At 63.7% G+C, this 24,559-nt stretch carries 21 protein-coding genes and 1 pseudogene; 14 read left to right on the forward strand and 8 right to left on the reverse strand.

What is annotated here, in order from left to right; translation table 11 throughout:
* Positions 1 to 198: 198 nt before the first annotated feature.
* From JF290_RS12875 to JF290_RS12895, 5 genes are all read left to right on the forward strand, one after another.
* A complete protein-coding gene (locus JF290_RS12875; RefSeq protein ID WP_199025298.1) occupies positions 199 to 1,170 on the forward strand; it encodes an HAD family hydrolase in 972 nt (323 codons plus the stop codon).
* A 79-nt stretch (positions 1,171 to 1,249) separates the two neighbouring features.
* Positions 1,250 to 2,884 (forward strand): GMC family oxidoreductase, encoded by a 1,635-nt coding sequence (locus JF290_RS12880; protein WP_199025299.1) that lies wholly within the window; start codon positions 1,250 to 1,252, stop codon positions 2,882 to 2,884.
* 10 nt (positions 2,885 to 2,894) lie between these two features.
* Positions 2,895 to 4,526 (forward strand): long-chain-fatty-acid--CoA ligase, encoded by a 1,632-nt coding sequence (locus JF290_RS12885; RefSeq protein ID WP_199025300.1) that lies wholly within the window; start codon positions 2,895 to 2,897, stop codon positions 4,524 to 4,526.
* A gap of 1 nt (position 4,527) precedes the next feature.
* Entirely contained in the window at positions 4,528 to 6,267 is a 1,740-nt protein-coding gene (locus tag JF290_RS12890; protein ID WP_199025301.1) for an aldehyde dehydrogenase family protein, read from the forward strand.
* 24 nt (positions 6,268 to 6,291) lie between these two features.
* The gene (locus JF290_RS12895; protein ID WP_199025302.1) at positions 6,292 to 6,909 is read left to right on the forward strand and encodes a TetR/AcrR family transcriptional regulator; all 618 of its coding nucleotides are present in this window, start codon (positions 6,292 to 6,294) and stop codon (positions 6,907 to 6,909) included.
* 115 nt (positions 6,910 to 7,024) lie between these two features.
* Here JF290_RS12895 and JF290_RS12900 read toward each other — a convergent pair whose 3' ends face one another.
* Positions 7,025 to 7,231 (reverse strand): hypothetical protein, encoded by a 207-nt coding sequence (locus JF290_RS12900; RefSeq protein ID WP_199025369.1) that lies wholly within the window; start codon positions 7,229 to 7,231, stop codon positions 7,025 to 7,027.
* Between the two features lie 15 nt (positions 7,232 to 7,246).
* On the opposite strand from JF290_RS12900, the pseudogene JF290_RS19555 reads away from it, so the two are divergent.
* A pseudogene (locus JF290_RS19555) lies at positions 7,247 to 7,501 on the forward strand (hypothetical protein); the annotation flags it as partial.
* On the opposite strand, the gene JF290_RS12910 reads toward JF290_RS19555, so the two are convergent.
* Complete coding sequence (locus tag JF290_RS12910; RefSeq protein ID WP_328701249.1) at positions 7,424 to 8,338, reverse strand: sugar kinase; 915 nt, start codon at positions 8,336 to 8,338, stop codon at positions 7,424 to 7,426. The pseudogene JF290_RS19555 and the gene JF290_RS12910 sit on opposite strands and share 78 nt — an antisense overlap.
* 253 nt (positions 8,339 to 8,591) lie before the next feature.
* Here JF290_RS12910 and JF290_RS12915 point away from each other — a divergent pair, with 253 nt between their 5' ends.
* Positions 8,592 to 10,910, forward strand: coding sequence for an AAA family ATPase (locus tag JF290_RS12915; protein ID WP_199025304.1), 2,319 nt, complete (start codon positions 8,592 to 8,594; stop codon positions 10,908 to 10,910).
* 18 nt (positions 10,911 to 10,928) lie between these two features.
* Here the strand turns inward: JF290_RS12915 and JF290_RS12920 are convergent, their stop codons facing one another.
* The 3 genes from JF290_RS12920 to JF290_RS12930 all read right to left on the reverse strand — a co-directional run bounded on the left by JF290_RS12920 (position 10,929) and on the right by JF290_RS12930 (position 14,534).
* Entirely contained in the window at positions 10,929 to 11,972 is a 1,044-nt protein-coding gene (locus JF290_RS12920; RefSeq protein ID WP_199025305.1) for a TAXI family TRAP transporter solute-binding subunit, read from the reverse strand.
* Positions 11,973 to 12,024: 52 nt separating this feature from the next.
* Entirely contained in the window at positions 12,025 to 13,926 is a 1,902-nt protein-coding gene (locus JF290_RS12925) for a coiled-coil domain-containing protein (protein ID WP_199025306.1), read from the reverse strand.
* Between the two features lie 182 nt (positions 13,927 to 14,108).
* Positions 14,109 to 14,534, reverse strand: a complete 426-nt coding sequence (locus JF290_RS12930; protein WP_199025307.1) for a hypothetical protein — start codon at positions 14,532 to 14,534, stop codon at positions 14,109 to 14,111.
* 349 nt (positions 14,535 to 14,883) lie between these two features.
* On the opposite strand from JF290_RS12930, the gene urtA reads away from it, so the two are divergent.
* The 5 genes from urtA (at position 14,884) to urtE (ending at position 20,911) form a co-directional block, all read left to right on the forward strand.
* Positions 14,884 to 16,173, forward strand: coding sequence for an urea ABC transporter substrate-binding protein (gene urtA / locus JF290_RS12935; protein WP_199025308.1), 1,290 nt, complete (start codon positions 14,884 to 14,886; stop codon positions 16,171 to 16,173).
* 72 nt (positions 16,174 to 16,245) lie between these two features.
* Complete coding sequence (gene urtB / locus JF290_RS12940; protein WP_199025309.1) at positions 16,246 to 18,210, forward strand: urea ABC transporter permease subunit UrtB; 1,965 nt, start codon at positions 16,246 to 16,248, stop codon at positions 18,208 to 18,210.
* A gap of 4 nt (positions 18,211 to 18,214) precedes the next feature.
* On the forward strand, positions 18,215 to 19,477 hold the full coding sequence (gene urtC / locus JF290_RS12945; protein WP_199025310.1) for an urea ABC transporter permease subunit UrtC: 1,263 nt from the start codon (positions 18,215 to 18,217) through the stop codon (positions 19,475 to 19,477).
* Positions 19,474 to 20,214 carry an urea ABC transporter ATP-binding protein UrtD gene (gene urtD / locus JF290_RS12950; protein WP_199025311.1) on the forward strand — a complete coding sequence of 247 codons (741 nt, stop codon included), beginning with the start codon at positions 19,474 to 19,476 and terminating at the stop codon, positions 20,212 to 20,214. The genes urtC and urtD overlap by 4 nt, the downstream gene beginning before the upstream one ends.
* Positions 20,204 to 20,911, forward strand: coding sequence for an urea ABC transporter ATP-binding subunit UrtE (urtE, locus tag JF290_RS12955; RefSeq protein WP_199025312.1), 708 nt, complete (start codon positions 20,204 to 20,206; stop codon positions 20,909 to 20,911). The genes urtD and urtE overlap by 11 nt, the downstream gene beginning before the upstream one ends.
* A gap of 19 nt (positions 20,912 to 20,930) precedes the next feature.
* Here the strand turns inward: urtE and tsaA are convergent, their stop codons facing one another.
* Positions 20,931 to 21,398, reverse strand: coding sequence for a tRNA (N6-threonylcarbamoyladenosine(37)-N6)-methyltransferase TrmO (tsaA, locus tag JF290_RS12960; protein WP_199025313.1), 468 nt, complete (start codon positions 21,396 to 21,398; stop codon positions 20,931 to 20,933).
* Between the two features lie 138 nt (positions 21,399 to 21,536).
* On the opposite strand from tsaA, the gene JF290_RS12965 reads away from it, so the two are divergent.
* Together JF290_RS12965 and JF290_RS12970 are read left to right on the forward strand one after the other, a co-directional pair.
* Complete coding sequence (locus tag JF290_RS12965) at positions 21,537 to 22,976, forward strand: amidase (protein ID WP_199025314.1); 1,440 nt, start codon at positions 21,537 to 21,539, stop codon at positions 22,974 to 22,976.
* Between the two features lie 14 nt (positions 22,977 to 22,990).
* Positions 22,991 to 23,623, forward strand: coding sequence for a class I SAM-dependent methyltransferase (locus tag JF290_RS12970; RefSeq protein WP_199025315.1), 633 nt, complete (start codon positions 22,991 to 22,993; stop codon positions 23,621 to 23,623).
* Here the strand turns inward: JF290_RS12970 and JF290_RS12975 are convergent.
* On the reverse strand, positions 23,617 to 24,075 hold the full coding sequence (locus tag JF290_RS12975) for an arsenate-mycothiol transferase ArsC (protein WP_199025316.1): 459 nt from the start codon (positions 24,073 to 24,075) through the stop codon (positions 23,617 to 23,619). The two genes, JF290_RS12970 and JF290_RS12975, sit on opposite strands and share 7 nt — an antisense overlap.
* Positions 24,076 to 24,077: 2 nt before the next feature.
* Positions 24,078 to 24,557, reverse strand: a complete 480-nt coding sequence (locus tag JF290_RS12980; RefSeq protein WP_199025317.1) for a UPF0262 family protein — start codon at positions 24,555 to 24,557, stop codon at positions 24,078 to 24,080.
* Positions 24,558 to 24,559: the final 2 nt, after the last annotated feature.

Here is a 24,559-nt window from a genome sequence, read left to right on the forward strand (position 1 = left end):
AACCCCGGCTCGACTCGCCTGACGCTGCGTTGTCAGTCGAGGTATTCAAAAATTCTGGACATTTGTCTAGTTTTTTTGTTTTGTATATCTGTGTCGACATCGACAACAATAGAATCGCTCAAAGCGCCACGACGCCACGGCTAGGAAATGTGGGCCGTCGTTAGCACTGTGAGCGGGAAACACGGGTGGAGGAAAATCGTGAACACTAACTTTTTTGCCGGGGTCATCGCGACCGTGATGGCGACTTCGGTGGCAGTGCCGGCCCTGAGTGACGCTTTGCCCTCTTGGTCTGAAGGCGACAATCGCGACGCCATCATCGCGTTCGTCGAGTCCGTCACCCAGGAGGGAACGGAAACCTACCTTGACCCGGAGGATCGCATCGCCGTCTTTGACAATGACGGCACGCTCTGGACCGAAAAACCGACCTATACGGAGGTCATCTTCGCGTTCGAACAGGTCAAGGCCCTGGCGCCGAACCACCCCGAGTGGCAAGAGCAGGAGCCATTCGCGCAAATCCTCGAAAACGGGCTCGGCGCGCTCAAGGAGATCGGGCTGAAAGGCGCGATTACCGCTCTGACGGCCGTCTATGCTGAGCTGGACGATGCCGAATTCGCGCAGCGGGCGGCCGATTTCCTGGATGATCCGCACCTCAGCGCGGGCCGCGCCTACCAGGACACGACCTATGCGCCGATGGTCGAGATGGTCGAATACCTGCGCGACAACGGCTTTGAAATCTTCATCGTGTCCGGTGGTACCAATGATTTCCTGCGCAGTTTCGCGGAAACCGCGTATGGCGTTCCGCCGCAGCGCATCATCGGCTCCGCTCTCGAGACTGAGGTGATCGTCGATGATAGCGGTGTGTCGCTGAAGCAGTTGCCGAACCTGGCTTACTTCAACGATGGCCCGACCAAGGTGCTGAACATCGTGAACCGCCTCGGCATCCATCCGACCATCGTGGTCGGAAATTCGGACGGCGACCTCCCGATGATCCAGTATGCGCTTGCCGGCGCGGGTCCGAAACTGGCCGTTCTGGTCAATCATGACGATGACGCGCGCGAAGCCGCCTATGACCGGGGGGCCGAAGCGGCGATCGCGGCAGCCGCGCCGGACGGCGACAACTTTCTTCTCGTCTCGATGAAGAACGACTTCGCCGCGGTGTGGAACCAGTAGCGTATCAGCGGCCGGGCCAAGCCGCCCGGCCGATCACCCGGACGTGTCCGGGCAGCTTGGACAAGGGAGGAACCACGAAATGTCCTATGATTACGTCATTGTCGGCGGCGGATCGGCAGGGGCCACGCTGGCTGCACGGCTGAGCGAGACTCCGAATACCAGCGTCTGCCTGCTGGAAGCCGGCGGCAAGGGTGACGGCATTCTGGTGCGCGCACCGGCCGGCGTGGTGGCAATGCTGCCGGGGCACGGAAAGATTAACAACTGGGCCTTCAACACGGTCCCGCAACCGGGCTTGAACGGGCGCACGGGCTATCAGCCGCGCGGGCGCGCCCTCGGTGGCTCGAGCGCGATCAACGCGATGCTCTATGTGCGCGGACACCGCGACGATTACGACCAATGGGCCGATCTGGGCTGCGATGGCTGGGATTGGGACAGCGTCCTGCCCTATTTCAAGCGCGCCGAGAACAACGAGACAGGTGAGAACGACCATCACGGGGCGGACGGCCCGTTGCATGTCAGCCGTCAGAAAAGCCCCCGGCCGATCACCGAGGCATTCGTCGAGGCCGCGACACGCCTGCAGTATCGCCGCAGCGACGACTTCAATTCCGGCGACAACGAAGGCTTCGGCCCTTATGCCGTGACGCAGTTCCACGACAAGAAACGCAATGGCGAACGTTGTTCGGCCGCGGCAGCCTATCTGCATCCGGTGATGGACAAGCGCCCGAACCTCACGGTTCTGACGAACGTGCGCGCCGAGCGGGTCCTGTTCGAAGGCAAACGCGCGACGGGCGTCGCCTACCGGCAGAAAGGCGAAAGCAAGCAGGTCCATGCGAAGCGCGAAGTGATCCTGTGCGGGGGGGCGTTCGGATCGCCCCAGCTCCTGCAGCTGTCTGGCGTGGGCCGCAGCGAAGACATCACGCGCCACGGCATCGAGATGGTGCATGAGTTGCCGGGCGTGGGCCAGAACCTTCAGGATCACCTCGATTTCATTCTCGCCTGGAAATCGAAGGATACCGACAATTTCGGCATCGGCGCGACGGGCACGTTCAACCTGCTGAAGCACATCTTCGCCTGGCGCAAGAACGGCACCGGTATGATCGCCACGCCGTTCGCCGAGGGCGCGGGGTTCCTCAAGACCGATCCGTCGCTGAGCAAGCCGGACGTTCAGCTGCATTTCGTCATCTCCATCGTCGACGACCACGCGCGCAAACTGCATCCCGGCTACGGGTTTTCCTGCCATGTCTGCGCCCTGCGCCCATATTCGCGCGGCGAGGTCTTCCTGCAATCGGGCGACCCGATGGCCGACCCCGGGATCGACCCGAACTTCCTGTCGGATGATCGCGACCTGAAAACGATGATCGCCGGCGCGAAGATCACCCGTGAGATCCTGATGCAGGAACCGATGAACAAGTACCGCCACAAGGAGCTTTTCGGCGTGACCGACGGCATGAGCGATGCCGAGTGGGAGAAGCACATCCGCGCGCGCGCCGACACGATCTATCACCCGGTCGGCACCTGCAAGATGGGCACCGACGACATGGCCGTGGTCGACCCGGAACTGCGGGTGCGCGGGCTGGAGGGGCTGCGCGTGGTCGATGCCTCGATCATGCCACGACTGATCGGTGGAAACACCAACGCGCCCACGATCATGATCGCGGAAAAGGCCGCTGCGATGATTGGCGGTTTAACGGAAGCGGCTGTTGCGGCCGAATAGGAGGAAGAAGATGCTTGGAAAGATGATGGACCAGCCGTTGCTGGTGTCGAACCTGATTGCCCATGCGGCGCGCTATCATGGTGCGACCGAGGTTGTGTCGGTCGAGACCACGGGCGGGATCGAGCGCTCGGACTGGAAGACGCTGGAGGCCAACGCGCGCCGGCTGGCGTCGGCTCTCACCAGGATGGGGCTCGCCGCCGAGGACCGTTGCGCGACGATCGCCTGGAACAACCGCCGGCACATGGAGATCTATTTCGGCGTCGCCGGCGCCGGGCTGGTCTGTCACACGATCAATCCGCGCCTGCATCCCGAGCAGCTGATCTACATCGTCAACCATGCCGAGGATCAGGTCCTGTTCTTCGACCGGACCTTCCTGCCCGCGGTGGCGAAGCTGCGCGAACATTTCAAGACGGTCAAACAGTTCGTCCTGATGGGTCCCCGCGACGAGGACGCGGCCAGGATGCTGGACGGGCTGGTCTTCTATGACGAGCTGCTCGAGCAGGGCGATGCCGATTTCGACTGGCCGCAATTCGAGGAAACCCGCGCCTCCTCGCTCTGCTACACGTCGGGGACCACGGGCAATCCCAAGGGCGTGCTCTACACGCATCGCTCCTGCATGCTGCACTCGCTGGCGGGCAACCAGCCCGACGGGATCGCGCTGTCGGCCAAGGACACGGTGATGCCCGTGGTGCCGATGTTCCACGTCAACGCCTGGGGCATTCCCTATATCGCGCCGGGCGTCGGGGCCAAGCTGGTCCTGCCGGGGCCGGGGCTCGACGGCGAGAGCCTGGTCAAGCTGATCGACGGCGAAGCCGTGACCCTGGCGCTCGGTGTGCCGACGATCTGGATGGGCCTTCTGGGCGCCCTGGAAAAGACCGGCAGCAAGGCCGCGAGCCTGACCCGCACGGTGGTCGGCGGTTCCGCCCTGCCGCCGTCGATGATCCCGGCGTTCCGCGACAAGTACGGGGTCGAGCTGATCCACGCCTGGGGCATGACCGAAACCAGCCCGCTGGGCACGCTGAACCAGCTGCTGCAGAAGCACGGATCCCTGGACGCGGCCGCGCAAGCCGAAATCCGGCTGGGCCAGGGGCGTCCGCCCTACGGTGTCGAGCTGCGCATCGTCGACGAGAGCGGCCATGTCCTGCCGCATGACGGCAAGACCCAGGGCGAATTGCAGATCCGGGGCCACTGGATCGTCGACACCTACTTCAAGGCCGACAAGAGCGCGCTGACGATGGACGGCTGGTTCGACACCGGCGACGTGGCGACGATCGACGCCGACGGCTACATGATCATCCGCGACCGCGCCAAGGACATCATCAAGTCGGGCGGCGAGTGGATCTCGACCGTGGAGCTGGAGAACATAGCCATCGGCCACCCCGCCGTCGCCAACGCCGCCGCCATCGCCGCGCGTCACCCGAAATGGGACGAGCGCCCGGTGCTGGTGGTGCTGAAGGCCGAAGGCGCCGAGGCGAGCGAGGACGAACTGCTCGCCTTCTACGACGGCAAGGTCGCCAGCTGGCAGGTGCCCGACAAGGTCGTCTTCGTCGACGCCCTGCCCGTCGGCGGCACAGGAAAAGTCGTCAAGGCCAAACTGCGCGAACAGTTCGGAGATGTCCTGATGCAGGAAGAGGACGCGTAAGATGAAACACCAAAGTGATTTCACGCCCGATCTGCAGGCGACATACGACTCGGATCTGGACGCGCTGGAAACAGCCAAGCACGATTGGGCACGCTGCTCGGTCGCGGACCGGATCGCGCTGCTGCAGGCCGTCAAGGATGCCCTGATGCCGGTCGCCGAAGGCTGGGCCACGACCGCCGCGCGCAAGAAGCGCCTTGCCGCGGACTCTCCGCTTGCGGGCGAGGAGTGGACCAGCGGCCCCTATGCGTTGATGGGCATGTGCAACGGTTTGATGCACACGCTGTCGCAGATCGACGGCAAGGCTTATCTCAAGCATCTGCCCACCCGCGAATTGCCCAACGGGCAGACGGCGGTGCGCGTCATGCCGCACTCGATCTGGGACAGGCTCCTGTTGTCGGGGGTCAAGGCCGACATCTGGATGCAGCGCGGCGTGACACCCGCCAACCTGAAAAACCACGCCGCGACCGCCTATGACATCCGGCCGGAAAAACGCGTGGGCAAGGTGGCGCTGGTGCTTGGCGCGGGCAACATCGCCGCGATCTCGCCGCTCGATGCGTTCCAGAAGCTGTTTCTGGAAAACCAGGTGGTGATGCTGAAGATGAACCCGGTCAATGACTACCTGACCGACTATCTGCGCGCCGCGCTGAAGCCGTTGATCGACCGCGACGCGCTGCGCATCGTGAAAGGCGACGGGGAAGCCGGAGCTTACCTGACCACCCATCCGCTGGTCGAGGAAATCCACATCACCGGTGCGCGGGCCACCCACGACGCCATCGTCTGGGGAACGGGCGAAGAGGGCGCGCGCAACAAGGCGGCCGGTACGCCGAAGAACCCCCGCCAAATCACGTCCGAGCTGGGTGCAGTCTGCCCGACGATCGTCGTGCCGGGGCCGTGGTCGACTGCCGATATCCGGTTTCAGGCCGAACATATCGCCACGCAGAAGCTGCACAATTCCGGCTTCAACTGCGTGGCGGTTCAGTCGCTGATCCTGCCGCGCGGCTGGGACAGGACCGAGCGGTTGATGAAAGAAGTCGGCCGCGTGATGGCGGAACATGCCCGGCGCGAAGCCTACTATCCGGGGGCCGAGGCCCGCATGGCCGAATTCGCGGAACATGCCGAAGGCGAACAGAAAATTGCCCGCGGTCCCGGCGTTCCGCCCTGTTACGTTGCCGACATGGAGCGCGGCGATACCGAATGGCTCAGGGAGCAGGAAGTCTTCGCTCCTGCGCTCGGCGTCAAGCACCTCGACGCTGAAAACGCGGAAAGCTACCTGCGCGACGCCATCGCCTGGGCCAATGACAACCTCTATGGGACCTTGGGCGGCAACATCCTGATCCACCCCACCACGATCCGGCAGATCGGGCGCAAGCGGTTCGAGGAGATTCTCGCCGACTTCCGTTACGGCACCATCGCGATCAACGCCTGGACCGGCTTGGGTTTCCTGCTGGCGCCGGTCCCATGGGGCGGGTTCGCCGGCGCAACGCTTGAAAACGTGGAGTCGGGCATCGGCACCGTGCACAACTGCTTCATGCTGGACAGCACGGAACGTACCGTGATCGAGGCGCCCTGGAGTCCCTTCCCGCGCAACCTCCTGTCGGGGCGGTTCACGCTGTTGCCGCGCCCGCCCTGGTTCGTGACCAATCGCCGCCAGCACAAGGTCGGCCGTTTGCTGACCCGATTCCAGTACAAGCCAGGCTGGTTGAAACTGCCACGGATCTTCGTAAACGCGTTGCTGGGTTGAAGGAAAGAAGGTATTGGCGCGGCCATGACCGATCAAAAGCCGATGGGAAAGCTCGCCGCGCGCGCCGCCACCAAGGGGGCAAAGCGTGAAGCGAAGAAACGCGAGCTGGCCGCAAGCGCCATCGAGGCGCTGAAACGCTATGGCTACGCCAATACCACCCTGCGCGACATCGCGGCGCAATCCGAGCTCTCGCTCGGGATGCTGCACTACTATTTCGAGAACAAGGAGCAGCTGCTGATCTATTGCGTACGGCTCTACAAGGAAGCGTTCGCCGCAGATATCGGTGCGAGAATTGCCGGGCTCGAAACGCGCGAAAGCCTGTTCCAGGCCTTCGCGGAAGGGCTTGCGGCCTCGATCGTCGAGGACGCGGAAACGCACCGGCTTTGGTATGACATCCGAAATCAGGCACTGTTCGACCCGGTCTTTCAACCCGTTGTGGCAGAGATCGAAGCATCGCTCATGGAGCTGGTCGCGCGGATCGCGGGAGACGGCACGGATACGCTGCCTGTTCCCGTGCTCTATGGGGCCGTGGACGGCGTCTTCCGGCATCTGCTCGAACGCCAACTCGTGGACGAGCCGCGCTCGGTACAGGATCTGAGCGAAGAGTTCCGCTCACTGCTGGCGCTGACGTCCAAAGCCTGAAGGCTCTCGAAAACTAAGCCTCAGCGTTGAACTGTTCGCCAGCCAGCCAGCAGTTGTCCATCCGGTTCACACGAGGCGAGCAGTCATTCCTTCGGGGTCGATGATCTTGATCAACCTACAGCTGATAGCGATCCGACGCCCTAACTGACGGCGTTTTACAGTGCCCATCATCAGGTTTTTTCAGACTTTTCGGGTCGTTTTTGTATCGGAGGCTCAGGCTCGCGTGGTAGCGATGATTGTTGTACTGGTCGGCGAGGATGCCATTCTGTCGTTCCAGGTCGCCGGGCAGGTCGTAGTTTTCCAGCAGCACCTGGGTCTTCATCGTCTGGTGCCACCCTTGCGAACACATCTTGCCGACTTCATCGCAGCCTACAACTTCGCCCGCAGGCTCAAGACCCTCAGCGGACTTACGCCTTACGAATACACCTGCAGGACCTGGACTTCAGAACCAGATCGATTCATCCTAAATCCGATCCACCAAATGCCGGGACTGAACACTGTGCGCGAGCCCGGCTCATCTTGGACACATCACGCCCTCCACATCGGCAGCTCGGGGCATGGGTGCGACCGCCCCGAAGCCTTGTGTCGATAGGGCTGCGGCGACGTTGGCGTAGTGGGCCGCCTCGAACGGGTCATTTCCCGCGAGAAGACGCGCCAGAAAGGCGCCGTCGAACGTATCACCGGCGCCCGTGGCATCCACAGCGTCCACCTTCCGGCCCGGAATGCGGTGGCGGGTGTCCGGCGTCGCCACCAGCGCGCCATCCGAGCCCAGCGTCAGAGCGACGATCCCGGTGCCGAGCGAGAGGTAGAAATCGACGATCCGGTCCGGATCGTTGAGCCCGGTCAACTGCATCGCATCATCGATGCCCGGCAGAGCGATGTCGCATCGCGCCATCGCTCCGTGTATCACGGCACGCGCCCGGTCGAGCGGCCAGAGCGCGAGCCTGAGATTGGGATCGTAGGAGACCCGGCCACCGGCCTCGCGCACCACGTCGATCGCGGCAAAGACGGTATCGGCAGCCGACTGCGAAATCGCCTGGCTGATCCCCGACACATGCAGGATCTTGGTAGCCCGGAGCGCATCCACTGGCAGGTCATCTGGCGTCATCAGGCTGCTGGCGGATCCGGCGCGATAGTAGCTGAACACGTGGCCCTCCGCTCCATGGGTCACGAAATAGATGCCGGTCCGCGCCTTTTTATCGCGCCGGACGGTCGTTGTATCGACACCCTCCACACTCCAAAGATCCATGAAGCCGTCGCCGAACACATCTGCACCCAGGCGCGTCAGATACCCGACGCGCGCGCCCTGCCTGGCAGCCGCAATGGCGCAGTTCGAGGTGTCGCCGCCGTGGCCCGGCCGATAGCTGCCGTCGGGCTGCTGGTTGAATTCCATGAGGGGCTCGCCGAGGCACATCAATTCGGGGGTCATCATTGCTCCTTTCGCCACACCGCTCGATTGCAGCGGACTGGACGGCCAAGAGTAGGTAGCGGCTGATGATTTGCCAACGCTGATCTCGGATAAGCCCGCGCTTGAAAAATGATGACCTGATGTCACAATGACAGCGAGTATTCTCGACCGTGCCAAAGTTAGCGGTCGCGACATTGCTCCGACATCGTCGCAATCGGGGCGTCGGGGGACAGAGGGGTTTCGGCAGGAATAATGACCCGGATGGACGAGCCAGATGTATGAATCGTTTTTCGGTCTGACGAAGCTGCCCTTCAAGATCACGCCGGATCCCGAGTTCATCTACTGGAACAAGGACCATCGCCGCGCCGCAAGCATCATCGCCTTCGGCATCGAACAGACCGTGCCGATCACGGTCGTGACCGGGGACATCGGCACGGGCAAGACGACGCTGATCCAGCAGTTTCTCGAAGATGCGCCAACCGATACGACGGTCGGGCTGATCTCAAATTTCTGGAGCGGCATGGGCGGGCTCTACCAGTGGATCCTGAATGCCTACGATGTCGACTCAGGCGGCAGCGAGGTCGAGCAATTCCGCCGCTTTCAGGATTTCGTGATCGACGAATACGCCGCCGGTCGGCGCTGCGTGCTGATCGTGGACGAGGCACAGAACGTCTCGGATCCCGATCTGGAACAGCTTCGGATGCTGACCAATATCAACTCGGGCAAGGATTCTCTCCTGATGCTGTTCCTGGTCGGACAGCAGCAATTGCGCGACCGCCTGATGGAACCGCAGAATCGGCAGATCGCCCAGCGGGTCGGCGCGGCCTTTCACCTCGGCCCGATGTCGCTGGAGGACACCGCGCGCTATGTGCGCCACCGGATCAAGGTCGCCGGAGGGACACGTGAAATCTTCAACGACGCCGCGCTGGCGCGCATCCACGAGATTTCTGGCGGCGTGCCCCGGATGATCAACGTGGTCTGCGAACTGGCGCTGGTCACGGCCTTCGGGGACGGGGTCGACACGATCGATGCTCCCTATGTCGACGAGTTCCTCGCCGAGGCGCAGGCCAACGGCATGATCGCGCATCTGCCGCTGCAGCCCGAGGCCGAAACGCCCCCGGCACTGACTCCGACGGAAACACCGCCACCGCCGCCAGTGCCACTGCGCAGCGCGCCCAGGGCGCAGAAGGGCAGTCAGCGAATTCGCCTCGTTTCCAAGCTGGAGGAAACCACAGAGGACGCGAGCCTCGACCCGGTGGCCTCTCCCGCGGCCGAGAAAACCGAAACGGAGCCGGACCGGGCGAGGATCATGGAAGACGCCATGTCCGCCACACGTGCCCGCCCGGAGGAAGCCGCTGAACCCGTTGCCTTGGCAGAGCAGGCGGAGCCCGAAGCGCCCGAGGTGGAAGACACCATGGTCGACCTGGTTGCTGATGAGGTCGAACCTGACTTCCCGGAAGAATCGAGCGAGGCGCCCCTCGAACCGGAACCCGTCGATCGCGAAAGCCACGACCCGACCCGATGGGTCGGTCGCGCGGCCGCACTGGTCGATCACACTCTCGACGCGGCGCTGGTCTTGGTGGCCGTGGGCGCGGCCTTTGCCCTGATGCTCCAGAACAGCCCCGGCGATACTTCGCGCTCAAATGCAACGGACCCGGCGGCGCCGGTCGAACTGGCCGCTGCAGCGCCGATCACGCCGCCGCCCGTGGCTTTGCCTGACCCCGTCGAAATCGTTCCACTGGACGATCCGAGCGGGGCTGAACTGTTGGACAGCGCCCTGGTCTCGGGCGTGGCCGATCCCGGACAGGCGGCGATCGACTATGCGCGTGCGGCGTTGCGCGGTGAAGCCCGCGCCGCCTATTACCTCGGGCAGCTGTTCGAAACCGGAGACGGCGTCAATCGAGACATCTCGCTGGCGCGGGCATGGTATGCCGTTGCGGCGGAGGATGTGCGCAGCGCGAGGCGGCGCATGGCCGATCTTCCCGAAGCGGACCAGGGGATCGTTCTGTCCGCACCGGTCCCGCTGCTCGGCGGTCCGTTGGAAACGGGTGGAGCAGAATTTGTCTGGGTCAGCGGCAAAGGGGCCGACGCATCCCACTACATCGTCGAACTCGCCACTTCTGACCTGTCAAAGGTGAGACGCCTGCCGGCGGAGACACTCTCGGCAAGCCGTGCCGGGCTTATCGGCGACGCCACAAGATGGCGCGTGATCGCAGCCGATCCCGCTCTCGGCCTCTACGCGGTGTCGCCCTGGCACGATCTCGGCGCATCCGCCGTCGCGCCCACAGGTCCGGCGAGAGGCATCTTGGACCTGATCCCGCACATCACCCTGCACATGTCAGGCAGCGACGCGGAAACCTATACCAACAGCCTGCGCACGGCCTTTCCCGCAGCAGAAATCGCCCTTGCGGAACACACAACCCCTGCCGCATTGCCGGGTGTCGAATACGCCTATGAGGCAGATGCTGGCCTTGCGACCGTGTTGGCCGAGGCAATCGGTGGCGATCTGCCGGTTCGCCGTGCAATGCCGCGAGGCGTGGATGACGCGCATCCGCTTCCGGGCGAGATCGCGGTGATCCTGCCCGGAAGTTGACCGCGCGTAGTCGCGGGGTCAGCAGCCGATGGTCGCGCAGATCTGCCTACGATAAGCCGAATTGGCCGCACTTTCCGGGCTCGCCTGGGGCGCGGCGGCAGGCACGTCGCCCTCGCAGGTCAGGTCATAGGCCGGATCGATCCCCGCGTTGACACAGGAACTTACGTTCCAACCCGGTGGCAGATCGTTCAGGTCGACCTGTTGCCATTTCGGATGGCCATTGGTGCGCAGATCGTCGAACCGGCTGGTGATCACATGGGCGATGTCGGACACCGCGCGGCAGCTTTCGCGGTGATAAGCATTGCGCGCGGGGCTGTATTCATAGGTCATGAGAACGGCTTTCACGGCCACCACGTCTACCGGATCGGGTTGGAACGGGTAGGCCCCGGCCGGGATCTGCCCGGATTGATAGACCGCCTGAAGCGTCGGGTCATCGATCGGCAAAAGATGGAACCGTGCGCCATCGATCGCATCATTCTGGAAGATCTTCGTCGGAGCGCCGGCTACATAGAAGAACGCGTCGATCTGCCCGTCGAGCAGGGCCGCGAGGGACTCCTCGGCATTGATCTTCAGGCGTTCGGCCGGTGCCACCTGCGCCAAATCGAGCACCAGCGACGCCGTCAGGAAAGTACCGCTGTCCTCGACTCCGATGGCGACTTTCTTGCCGGTCAGATCAGCCAGAGTGGCGATGTCCCGTCGCGCCAGGATGTGCACCTCTTCATTGTAGAGCGGGAACGCGATGCGCACGCCCAGAATCGCCCGCGCAATGGCCGGATCGTCCGAGGCGAAGGTGTTGAGATACTCAAGCACGTCCGACTGAACGATCCCAAGCTGGGTGAACCTTTTCTTGCGGACACCGAGGAAGTTCTCGAGCGAGCCGGCGCTTTCCTGCACATTCAACGTGACGTTGCACTTGGCCGCCGCCTCGCTGATGTTGCGGCCGAACTGGATGTAGGTGCCGCTCGGACCGCCGGTCAGGATGTTCTTCTCGAACTCCTGCGCGTTCGCCGGCACGGCAAGGCCGGCCAGGCCCAGCGTGGCCACGAGGAGCCAAATAACCATTCCAATACTGGGTTTCATGAGTTTCTCTCCCCTTGGGTTCCCGAAAACCTGTTCAGCATGCGCCCAACGACCGCACCAGCGATACCAGAGTCTGCCGGTTGATCACGCCGAACGTGGCCTGCAGGGCGTCGATCGGGCAATCACCGTCCACAAGCCGGCCGCGCAGGGCCTGCCAACTGGCGCTGCCCGGATCCGGCAGCCCCGGTGCGAGACGCAGCGCGGCGTCAACCTGCGCGGCCAGACGCGGCACGCGGTCGGCCGCAGGCACGGGCGCCACGACGGCGGCGGGCTGGGCCGCTGCCGTCGGCTCCGAAGCGCGGGCCGCCTCGATCTGCCGATCCAGTGCAGCAAGCTGATCCTCACGCTGAGCGCGCGCCTGCTCGAGCGCGGCGATTGCTGCCTCGGCCACGGAGCGGCGGCTCTCCAGTTCCTCCAGGGCAGCGCGATCGGCGTCGATCTGCTGGGAAAGATCGGCCGCAGCGTCGCGTGAGTCTGCAAGACTCTGCTCCTGTGCTTGCGTCTCGGATTTCAGAGTTTCAAGCGAGGCGGTCAGCTGTTCGGTTTCGTCGCGCAGAGCGGCAAGCTGCTCCTGTCCCTTGGCGGCCTGCGCCTCGACCTCTGCGCGCCGGGTGTCTGATTGGCGCTGCAGCTCGATCAGGTCCGCCTCAAGATCCGCCTTCCGCTCCTCGGCGACTTGGATCGCGGTTTGAAGATCGGACTGCCGGGTCTCCGTTGCCGCGATCCGCTCGGCGCGGTCTGCTTCGGCCGCATTAATGTCGGCCCGCGCTTTTTCGAGCTGATCGGTCAGAGCGCTCAACTCCGCAGTGCGCGCAGCCAGCGTACTCTCGATTTCTTCGGCTTCGGCCTTGGCAGTCTCGATCCGGTCCGCCTGCGCCTCAGCCTCTGACGTTTGCTGATTGACCCGTTCGCTCAAAGCGTCTTCTTCCGCCGCCAAGCGTTCCAATGCGGCTTCGCGCTCGGCCAGCTGCGTTTCGGCGTCATCTATGGCAGATTCCATCTCCTCCCGTCGGGTGGCAAGATCGGCCAGATCCGCCTCGGCACGCACGACCTCCTGTCTCTTGCTTTCGGATTGCTCGGTCAACTGGGCGAGATTGGTTTGCAGGGTGTCGGCTTCCGCCTGAAGCCGCATCACCGTGGCCTGCGCCTCCTCCGCCGCGTTTTGTGCCCTCTGCAGCGCGGTTTCGGCCTCGCCCCGCCGGTCGGCGAACTCGGCGAGTTCCGCCTGCACCGACGCGAGGCTTTCCCGTGCGGTGCTCAGCTCTTCCTGGACCGCGGCCAAATCGGTTTCCGCAGTTTGACGCGCTTCCTGTGCCTCGGCAACTGCGGCACGCGTGGTTTCCAGTTCGGCTGTCGCAGCGGCGACCTCCGCCCTCGCGGTTTCGAGCGCTTCGGCTGTCACCGCCTGATCCTCCTCCGATTCTGCGCTGCTTTCGCCAGCTGCGCGCGCGGCCTCGGCGCGTTCCGTCAAGCTGTCGAGCTCGGTCTGCGCCGTCTCGATTTCGGCTTGCAATTCGGACTTGCGGGCTTGCAGATCGGCCAGGTCCGCTTCGATCGCCACCTTCTCCGCTTCGGCTTGCTCCAGCACGGCGGCCCGGGTATCGGCCTGCTCGTCCTGTACCGCCGTGGACTCGGCCAAAGCCTGCCGCGTGGCTTCGAGCTGTTTCTCAGCCTCGGCCGCCTGCTCGCGTAGCTGGGTCAGCCTTTGCTGCTCGACATCGCGTTCAGCCCGAACCGCAGCGATGTCGCCTTCCAAAGCGGCGATGTCGTCCTCGAGAACCGCGATGATTCGGCGAAACGAGGCCGCTTGTTCCGACAGGGCGGCGGGATCCTGAACCTGCGCAGGGTCTTGTTGCTGTGCATCCACGTTTGGCGCGGCGAAAAGCACCAAGCCCGCGAGTGCTGCGGTCGGAAAGGTCTTGAAAGAACGCTTCATCGGCAATGTCCTCATTTCCCGAAATTTGAACGAGGGGATTCTGCCTTATTAATGCGGTTTCGACCGGTTTGTGCAACCAAGCGTTGATTTTCTCACGGTTTTTATTCGAGCTTCTCGCTTCTCAGACAGTCGGGAAGCCCGTCACGACGGTCCCGGGAGGGTCGCATGCGCGCATTGATTGCTTAACACATATGCGACATGCTGGCTTCATGGGCGAAATGAAAACTCTTCCATGCTTGGCCCTTTTGATTGCGTCCGTCGCCGGACCTGCGTGGTCGGGCGAGACTTGGGCGGACCGATTTGCCGCCTGTACCGGCCGTCTGTCCGCCCAGATGGAACACCAGTGGCTTCTCAGCGACCCGCGCGCCGACCAAACCAAGGCCCTGCGTGCGCGGATGATCGAGGTTCTTGACGCAGTCACGACCGAAGACAGCGACGTTCAGTTGATGGCTCTGCGCCTTGAGGCAAAATACGCACATGCCGCGTTGCTGAACCACGCGACCTTTGGCAGGGATGAACGGCATGCCGCCGCGGCTCAGGCACTGGCAGAACAGAGAATTGCGCTCTGCATCGACCTGGTGATCGGCAACCCGGCCGGAGAGCGGCATGCATCGCAGAACGTCCGGCCCGAGAGACCAGAGTCGGTGAAACCGGCCCAGCACCGATAATCCACGCCGGACTTCTGCCTGATTTCAGGGCAGCACGGCACTTTTCGCTAAAAAAATAGTCGTTTGATCCCGGTCAGCGCGATGAACTCGCCCAAGTCGGTTTCTCTGGCACATGAGGTCGGCGCAGATGAGCGGGCCGACCACAGCGGTCGGCGCAAAGCGTGCGATGGTGCTGGCCGTTCACTCCAATCACCACCGCACTCCGCAATTTGATTGCGTGGGGGACATCTGGGCAAATGCGTCGCCTGAGGCAAGTCCTTCCATGCGACACGCACGAAGGAAACCTGCGATGTCCAAGAAACTTTCCCTGATGTCCACCGTGGCCGCGTTCTGCACCGTGGCCGCCCTCCCTGCCGTTGCGCAGGATGCGGTATGCCCGATCAAGGTCGGCATCCTGCACTCTCTGTCGGGTACGATGGCGATCTCTGAAACCACACTCAAGGATACGATGGAGATGCTGGTCGAGCAGCAGAACGCCGCCGGCGGCGTCTTGGGCTGCGAACTCGAGGCCGTTGTCGTCGACCCGGCCTCGGACTGGCCGCTCTTCGCCGAAAAGGCGCGCGAACTGCTGACCGTGCACGACGTCGATGTGATCTTCGGCAACTGGACCAGCGTCAGCCGCAAGTCGGTGCTGCCAGTGATCGAGGAACTTAACGGGCTGCTGTTCTACCCGGTTCAGTACGAGGGCGAGGAAAGCTCCAAGAACGTGTTCTACACCGGCGCCGCGCCAAACCAGCAGGCGATCCCAGCGACGGATTACTTCCTCGAGGAACTTGGCGTCGAGAAATTCGCCCTGCTGGGCACCGACTATGTATATCCGCGCACCACGAACAACATCCTCGAAAGCTATCTGCAGCAAAAGGGCATCCCGGCCGAGGATATTTTCGTGAACTACACGCCCTTCGGACATTCCGACTGGTCCAAGATCGTGGCGGACGTTGTGGCCCTTGGTGCCGACGGCAAGAAGGTCGGCGTGATCTCGACGATCAATGGCGATGCGAACGTGGGGTTCTACAAGGAACTTGCCGCCGCCGGAATCTCCGCCGACGACATTCCGGTGGTCGCCTTCTCCGTCGGGGAAGAAGAGCTGTCCGGTCTCGACACCTCGAACCTCGTCGGGCACCTGGCCGCGTGGAACTACTTCCAATCCGCCGACACCGAAGCCAACGAGGCTTGGGTCAGCGCATGGAAGGCTCGGATGGGCGACGACCGTGTAACCAACGACCCGATGGAAGCGCATTACATCGGCTTCAACATGTGGGTGAACGCCGTCGGCGATGCCGGGACCACCGATGTCGATGCGGTGAGGAGCGCGATGTATGGACAGGAGTTCCCGAACCTGACCGGCGGCACCGCCGTCATGCTGCCGAACCATCACCTGGCGAAACCGGTCCTGATCGGCGAGATCCAGGACGACGGGCAGTTCGACATCATCAGCCAGACCGAGGAAGTCCCGGGCGACGCCTGGACCGACTTCTTGCCAGAGTCCGCGGTTCTGACCTCGGATTGGAAAGACCTCGGCTGCGGGATGTACAACACCCAGACCGAGACCTGCGTGCAGATCAAGTCGAACTACTGATCACCTGTAATTACGAGCAGAAGAACGGCGGAGGGCGGATCGCGCCCTCCGCAGACCGCAAGGGATCTGTCCATGACCGCCGCGATCAGACTATTCTTGACCGCCCTGTTTTGCCTCGCCACGCTACCGGGCTTGACGCAGGATGCCGACGCACCGATTCAGCGCCTGCTGCAGGAGCACCGAGAGGTCATATCCGAAAGTTCCCGCCGCACGATCGGACCCGCCATCGATGCGCTGGCCGCAAGCGGCTTGCCCGAGGTGCGCGACGTGCTGAACCGCTGGCAGGCCAAGGAGATGTGGCTGAACCAAGGTAGCGGCCTCTTCGTCTTCGCCGAAGAGATCGACCGCGACACGATCCGGATCTTCGATGTCGCGGATGGGTCCGAGATCGGCACCGTGGCAGACAACGGCTATGAGCAGCTCAAACCGAACTCTGGCATCAGGGGCCTGATTGGGGCAGCGCTTGTCCAATTCCAGTTGAGCGACCCTGACCCGGTGAACCGCGCCCGTGGTCTCGACGCGATAGAGCGCGATCCCGAGGCCTCCCATCTGGAAGCCCTGCGCCGCAGTCTCGACGGGGAGGCGGACCAAACCATTCTTGCCCGCAAGATGCGCCTTGAACGCCTGCTGACCATCCGTTTCGGACAGACCGACGCCGAGCGAATCGCCGCCATCGAGAGCTTTGACGGTGATCTGGGGGTCGATGTGCGGGCCGCGCTCAACCCGCTGGTGGCCACGCGGCTCGATGCCGCTGAAGCCCTGCCCGACGCTCCGGATATAGCCCGCGTTCTGAAACCGGGCGATGACGACCTGCCGCGCGATCTCGCCTACGCGCACCTGGTAGAGGTCGGTCTGGCCAAGCCGAAGATCGACCGCGCCGCCAAACGCGCCGCACTTGTGGCAAATATCGACGCCGGCGCCGTGGCCGGCGTGCAGGTCGCCAGTCTCGACGACGAGGCTGCCCGCGACATGGCCTATGCAGCCTTGGCCGATCAGGGCGTGGTCGAACCTGTCGCGACCGAGGCGGAAACCAATGCGGCGCTCGCGACCCATGTCTTTTTCGAACGTTTCGTCGGGGCGCCGCCCGCCGTCGCGCTCGCCGCGCAGGACGTGCTGTCGGGCATCGAGGCCAAGGTCGGGTTGAACCAGGCGTTGGACCTCGGACTGGACGCGATATCTCTTGGTTCGATCTATTTCCTCGCCGCCATAGGCCTTGCCATCACCTTCGGCGTCATGGGCGTCATCAACATGGCGCATGGCGAATTCATCATGATGGGCGCTTATACTGGGTTCCTCGTTCAACAGATCGTACCCGACTATACGCTCTCGATCCTGTTGGCCCTGCCGCTCGCCTTCGCCGTGACCTTCACCGCCGGCGTCGCGATGGAGCGGTTGGTGATCCGACATCTCTACCACCGCCCGCTCGAGACCCTTCTGGCCACGTTCGGTATCTCGATCGCGCTCCAGCAGATCGCCAAGAACATCTTCGGCACCCAGGCGCGTCCGCTGACCTCGCCCGCTTGGCTCGACGGATCACTGGTCATCAACGACATCGTGTCGATCAGTTACATCCGCATCGCAATATTCGTCCTGGCGCTTCTGTTCCTGGCGTTGTTCCTGTTGGTGATGAACCGCACCCGGTTAGGACTGGAGGTGCGCGCCGTGACCCAGAACCCGCGCATGGCGGCGTCGATGGGGATCAACCCCGACAAGATCAACATGCTGACCTTCGGCTTCGGGTCGGGGATCGCCGGGATCGCCGGAGTCGCCATCGGGCTCTACGCCAAGGTGACCTCGGAAATGGGCGCCGACTACATCGTTCAATCCTTCATGACCGTGGTCGTCGGCGGCGTCGGGAATATCTGGGGCACCCTGCTGGGCGCAACCCTCGTCGGCACGCTGCAGAAAGGCATCGAATGGCTGAACCCCTCCAACACGCTGGCCGCGCAGACCTACATGATCCTCTTCATCATCCTGTTCATCCAGTTCCGGCCGCGGGGCATCATCGCCCTCAAGGGCCGCGCGGCGGAGGCCTGATCGTATGAGCGACGCAACCCTCGCCACCCCGCGCCGTCCCCCGCTCGCGTTGCGCTACCCCTCTGTCCTCGTGTTCCTGACGCTGCTCGCGCTGTTCACGCTCGGCGTCACGATCCTGTCCGAAGCCTTCGGCATCGGTCTCATCTCGACCAGCTTCGTGAAGACACTCGGCAAGACGTTGTGTCTGTGTCTCGTCGCGCTGGCGATGGACCTGGTATGGGGTTACTGCGGAATCCTGTCTTTGGGACACATGGCCTTCTTCGGCATCGGCGGCTATGCGATCGGCATGTGGCTGATGTACGAGCGCACGCGCCTGATCGTGGTCGACAGCCTCGCCGCAGCCCCCCTGCCCGCCACGCCGCAGGAGATCTCGGACGGGGTCGCAGCCCAGATCTTCGGCGTCGTCGGCGCCTCGGAACTGCCTCCGATCTGGGCTTTCGCTCACTCGCTGCCGATACAATTGGCCTTCGTGGTGCTGGTGCCGGGACTGCTGGCACTGGTTTTCGGCTGGCTCGCCTTCCGCAGCCGGGTGACGGGCGTTTACCTGTCGATCCTCACCCAGGCGATGACCCTGGCGTTGTCGCTGCACCTGTTCCAGAACGACAGCGGGTTGCGCGGGAACAACGGGTTGTCAGGGTTGCAGAACCTGCCCGGGCTTGACGCGGTGCCGCAATCCACCGTGTCGATGTGGTTCTTCTGGGGTTCCGCGGCGGCGCTCGCGGCGGCCTATATTCTCTGCGCGTGGATCGTGTCGGGCAAGTTCGGCTCGGTCATCCGGGCGATTCGGGATGATGAGGCACGGGTGCGCTTCCTCGGGTACCCGGTCGAAACCTTCAAGCTGTTCATCTTCACGCTGACGGCGGTGCTCGCCGGCATCGCGGGCGCGCTTTACTACCCACAGGCCGGAATCGTGAACCCGGCCGAGATCGCGCCAATCGCGTCAATCTACCTGGCCGTCTGGGTCGCCATCGGTGGGCGCGGGCGGCTTTACGGCGCAGTGATCGGGGCGGCATTCGTTTCGCTGCTATCGACCTGGTTCACCGGTGGCCAAGCGCCCGACATCGACCTTGGCTTTTATACCATCCAGTGGGTCGACTGGTGGATCGTACTGCTTGGACTGTCCTTCGTCGCGGTCACGCTGTTCGCGCCCAAGGGCATCGGCGGTCTGGTCGATATCTTCTTCATCGACCGCAGATCACCGGACCGGCACGGCGCCGACCTCGGACCGGACGCGGGCGCATTACGCGAACAGGAGGCAGAGAAATGAGCACTCTTCTCGAAGTATCCGGCGTGTCCGTGTCGTTCGACGGATTCAAGGCGATCAACAACCTGTCGTTCCAGATTGCGGAGCGCGAGCTGCGCGCCGTGATCGGCCCGAACGGCGCAGGCAAGACCACCTTCATGGATATCATCACCGGCAAGACCCGGCCGGACGAAGGCCGGGTGATCTATGGTGACAAGGGGGCCTCGCTGCTGAAGTTGTCCGAAAGCCGGATCGCGCAGGCCGGGATCGGGCGCAAGTTTCAACGCCCCACGGTGTTCGAAGATCAGAGCGTCCGTGACAACCTGATGATAGCGCTGAAGAAGAAGCGTGGTCCTTTTGCAGTGTTGGCGTTCCGCCCGTCTGCCGAGGATCACGCCCGCGTCCGAGAGATCGCTGGCGAAATCGGGCTGAACACCGCCCTCGCCCGCAAAGCCGGAGAGCTGAGCCATGGCCAGAAACAATGGCTCGAGATCGGGATGTTGCTGGTACAGGAACCCAAGCTGCTTCTGGTGGACGAGCCCGCCGCGGGGATGACGCCTGCCGAACGTCAGCAGACCACCGACATCCTGCGAGAGGCCGCCCGCACCCGCGCAGTCGTGGTGGTGGAACATGACATGGAATTCGTGCGCAGGCTCGACTGCAAGGTGACGGTGCTGCACGAAGGCTCCGTGCTGGCCGAAGGCTCGCTCGATCACGTCACGCAGAACGAAAAGGTCATCGAGGTCTATCTTGGAAGATGAAGTCCTGAAAATTGACGGGCTGACGCTGCACTATGGCGGCAGCCAGATCCTGAACGGTATCGACATGCGTGCTCGACGTGGCGAGATCACCTGCGTCATGGGCACGAACGGGGTCGGCAAGACCAGCCTTCTGAAGGCGGTATCGGGTTCCCATCGCTATTCGGGCGGGGCGATCACGTTGTCGGGGCGCGATGTCGCGCACGCGCCCGCGCATGTTCTGGCGCAGTGTGGCGTCGGCTACGTGCCGCAGGGACGCGACATCTTTCCGTTCCTCACCGTGCGGGAAAACCTTGAAACCGGGTTCGCCTGCCTGCCGCGCGACGAGCGTTACATCCCCGACGAAGTGTTCGACCTCTTCCCGATCCTCAAGGAATTCCTCGGCCGGCGCGGTGGAGACCTTTCGGGCGGGCAGCAGCAGCAACTGGCCATCGCCCGCGCCCTGATCGCGCGGCCGTCGCTGCTGTTGCTGGACGAGCCGACGGAAGGCATTCAGCCCAACATCATCCAGCAGATCGGCCGGGTCATCGAACATCTGCGCGAAAAGGCCGAGATGGCGATCGTGCTGGTCGAGCAATATTTCAGCTTTGCCTATGACCTCGGCGACAGCTTCTACGTCCTGGAACGCGGCACCGTCACGCTGAGCGGACGCAAGGGTGAAATCGACCGCGACGAACTGCTTCGCAACGTGTCCGTGTGATCGCCGCGTCGGCATCCAGTCATTTCGGGGCCGCCTTGGGCGAGAATTCGCAGCGGTCGGGCTTGATGTCGATCAGCGGCGTGCCGTCGAGGCAGTCGAGCCCCCGCACGACAAGCGACGCGCCATCGATCCGCACCAGCCGCACCTTCGATGTGCCGATCGGGTTCGGCCGTTGCGGTGACCGCAGCGCGAACGTTCCATGGAAGGCCTGCCCATCACCATGAGGATTCTGCAGCACGAGATCCCGGCGGGATCGGTCGAGCCAATAGAGGATTTCCAGATGGTCGAAGTCGTCGAGCCCCTGCAGTGCGGCATCCCAGGGCGCGAAGATCTCGATCCGGCATTCCGGACCGTCGAGGCTGCCCTGGCGCGGACAGTCCTTGCGGTCGCGCCACGGTGTATGGATGCGCCCGATGAAATAGACGCCCTCGTCGGTCTTTTCAGGCAGGGTCACGAGGCGCTCTCCGGCGCGGAATTCTGACTGCATCTGTCGGTGTGTCCGTCGTTGCTGTGCCCCCGATCCTAGCCGGTCATGGCCGCTGGTCCAGAGCCAATGGCCCGCCATTGACAATCTGCGCAACGGGCCGACACTGCGATCGACTGGAATTCGAACGGAGCATGACCCATGACCACGCAGCCGCCCGCGGACGCCACCGCCCTTGCAGACCTGGTCGCGACCGGCGCGGCCTCTCCGGAAGAGCTTCTGGACGAGGCGCTCGCACGCGTGGCGGCCGTCAACCCGAAGCTGAACGCGGTGGTTAACCTGCAGGAGGACGTGGCGCGCAAGGCGATCAGCGACGGCCTGCCCGAAGGGCCATTCAGGGGTGTGCCGTTCCTGCTCAAGGATCTCGGCGCCGAAGCGATCGACTTTCCATCGCACAACGGCTCACGGCTGCACAAGAACACCCGCTATACTTGTGACAGCGAGATTTACGCCCGGATGCGTGCCACCGGGGTCGTGACCTTCGGACGGACCACATCGCCCGAGGGCGGCATCGGTCCGGTGACCGAAGCGGCGGTCTATGGCGGCCCCACCCGCAACCCTTGGGACCTGTCCCGAACGTCGGGCGGGTCCTCGGGAGGGGCGGGCGCAGCCGTTGCGGCCGGCATCGTGCCCTTGGCACATGGTTCGGACGGGGGCGGTTCGGTGCGCATCCCGGCTTCGAGCAGCGGGCTCTTCGGCTTCAAGGCGACCCGCGCCCGGTTCCCCGACGGACCGGCGGCCGGCGAGGGCTGGGCCGGGATGGCGATCGACGGCTTCCTGTCGCGCAGTGTCCGGGACAATGCGCGGATGATGGACGCCTGTGCCGGCCCCGAGAGCGGCGCGCCCTATGCGGCACCGGAGATGCCCACCAGCTATGCCGACGCGATCAAACTCCCGCCCCCGCGACTCCGCATCCTGGTCTGCGACACGACCTTCGGCGGCGAGGTCATCGATCCGGAGTGCCGTGCCGCCGTCGAGACCGCCGCCAAGCTGCTGGAGAGCCTTGGCCATTCGGTGACGCCCGGCCGGCCCAAGGCCGATCACGCGGGGATGATGCAAGCCTGGACCCGCATCGTGGCCTGCGGCACCGCACTCGGGATCAAGAGCGCACTCGCGGCGAAGAACCGTGAGCTGCGCGAGGACGACGTGGAGGGCATCTCGCGCGGGGCGATGGAGTTCGCCGCGGGGATCAGCGGTGCCGATTATCTTGCCGCCGTGGGCCGGATCCACGCTTATGGGCGCGAGATGGCCGCAGCCTTTTCGGAATGCGACATCATTCTGTCAGCGACATTGGCCGAACCACCGGCAAAGATCGGGCGGTTCACTCATGATCGGACGGATTTCGAACCCTACCGTGTCGGCCCGGACGGCGTTTTCGCCTATTCGCCCTTCTGCGCCACCTTCAACGCAAGTGGTCAGCCGGCGGCCTCGGTTCCGCTGCACTGGACTTCGGACAATCTGCCCGTCGGCGTGCACCTGGCCGCCCCCTTCGGCGACGATGCAACGCTGATCGCGCTCTGCGCGGAGATCGAACAGGCCGCACCCTGGGCGCATCGTACGCCGCCGCTTTTCGCCGGGTAGGAGAGCGGACTCGAATGAGTGACAGCGCATCCTTCTGGGACCGACATGCCGCGCGCTATGCGAAGCGGCAGATCCGGAACCAGGCCGCCTATGAAGAAACCCTGGCCCATGCGCGGCGCTATCTGTCGCCCACTGACAGGGCGATAGAGCTGGGCTGTGGCACCGGCACTACAGCGTTGCTGCTGGCCGACAGCGTGTCTCATCTGACCGGCATCGACCTCTCTGGCAAGATGATCGAGATCGCCCGAGACAAGGCCGCGGCAGACGGGGTTGCGAATGTCGAATTCGCCATCTCCGATGCGCGGGCGGATCAGTTCGAGGAAAGCGCATTCGACGTAGTCTTGGCCTTCAACCTGATCCACCTGCTGTCCGACGCGGAGGAGGCGGCGCGCGACGTCCGGCGGCTGTTGAAGCCCGGTGGTGTCTTCGTATCAAAGACGCCGTGCCTTGCGCAGGAAACGGTGTTTCTGCGCCCGCTGGTGTGGGTGCTCCGCAGGATTGGCATTGCGCCCCCGGTCGCCTTTCTGAGTTTCGAGACGCTCGAACAGGCGATCAGTTCGGCAGGGTTGGACATCATCGAAACCGCGCTTTATCCCGCGACGTCGAGCAGCCGGTTCATCGTGGCCCGGCGGCCCGAGGATCACTGAAAGGTTTCGGGCGCGCCCCAGTGGTCCGTGAGATGGCCAATGATCTGGTCGCGGGCCTGCCGATAGCTGGCAAGCTTGGCCTTGCGTGTTTCACCGAGCCCGGTCGGATCAAGGATCGGCCAGTATTCGACCGTCAGGTGGTAGTAGCGCGTCAGTTCCAGTGCCCGGCGCTGGCTCGCAGGAGAGAGCGCAACGATCAGGTCGAACGAGGACAGATCATCGCCCCATTGCTCCATTTCGTCGAAGCTGCGGGAGCGGTGACGGGACAACTCGACGCCGATCTCCTTGCAGACCGCGATGGAGAAGCCGTCGATCTCCATGTCATTGGTGACGCCGACCGATTGCACATACGTCCCGGTGCCATAGAATTTCTTCATGATGCCTTCGGCCATCGGCGAGCGCACCGCGTTGTGATCGCAGCAGAACAGGATGGATTGGGGCAGTTGGCGCACCCTCAGCCCCCGAAATGCAGCACGCAGATCAGGGTGAACAGGCGGCGGGCGGTGTCGGCGTCGATTTCGGCCTTGCCTTCGAGCCGCTCCTGCAAGACGCGGCTGCCCTCGTTGTGGATGCCGCGCCGGGCCATGTCGATGGTCTCGATCTGACTGGGCGGCATGGTCTTGACCGCGTCAAAGTAGCTTTCGCAGATCTGGTAGTAATCCTTGACCACCTGGCGGAAGGGCGACAGCGACAAATGGAATTCGGCCGCCTTGTCGCCCGCCGTCGTCTGTACGTCAAAGACCAGCCGCTTGTCCCGGATCGACAGGTTCACGTTGTAAGGGCCTTCGGGCACGACGCGATCGTCGCGCTTGGGCAGCACGAAAGTGTTCTCCTCCAGCAGATCGAACATCGCGACCTTGCGTTCCTGTTCGATCTCGGGCGTCGGCGCGGGAAGGCCGGCATCATCCAGGACGATATCAACGATATGGGACATGG

This window comes from Sedimentitalea arenosa, assembly GCF_016428585.1.
Classification (GTDB): Bacteria; Pseudomonadota; Alphaproteobacteria; order Rhodobacterales; family Rhodobacteraceae; genus Sedimentitalea; species Sedimentitalea arenosa.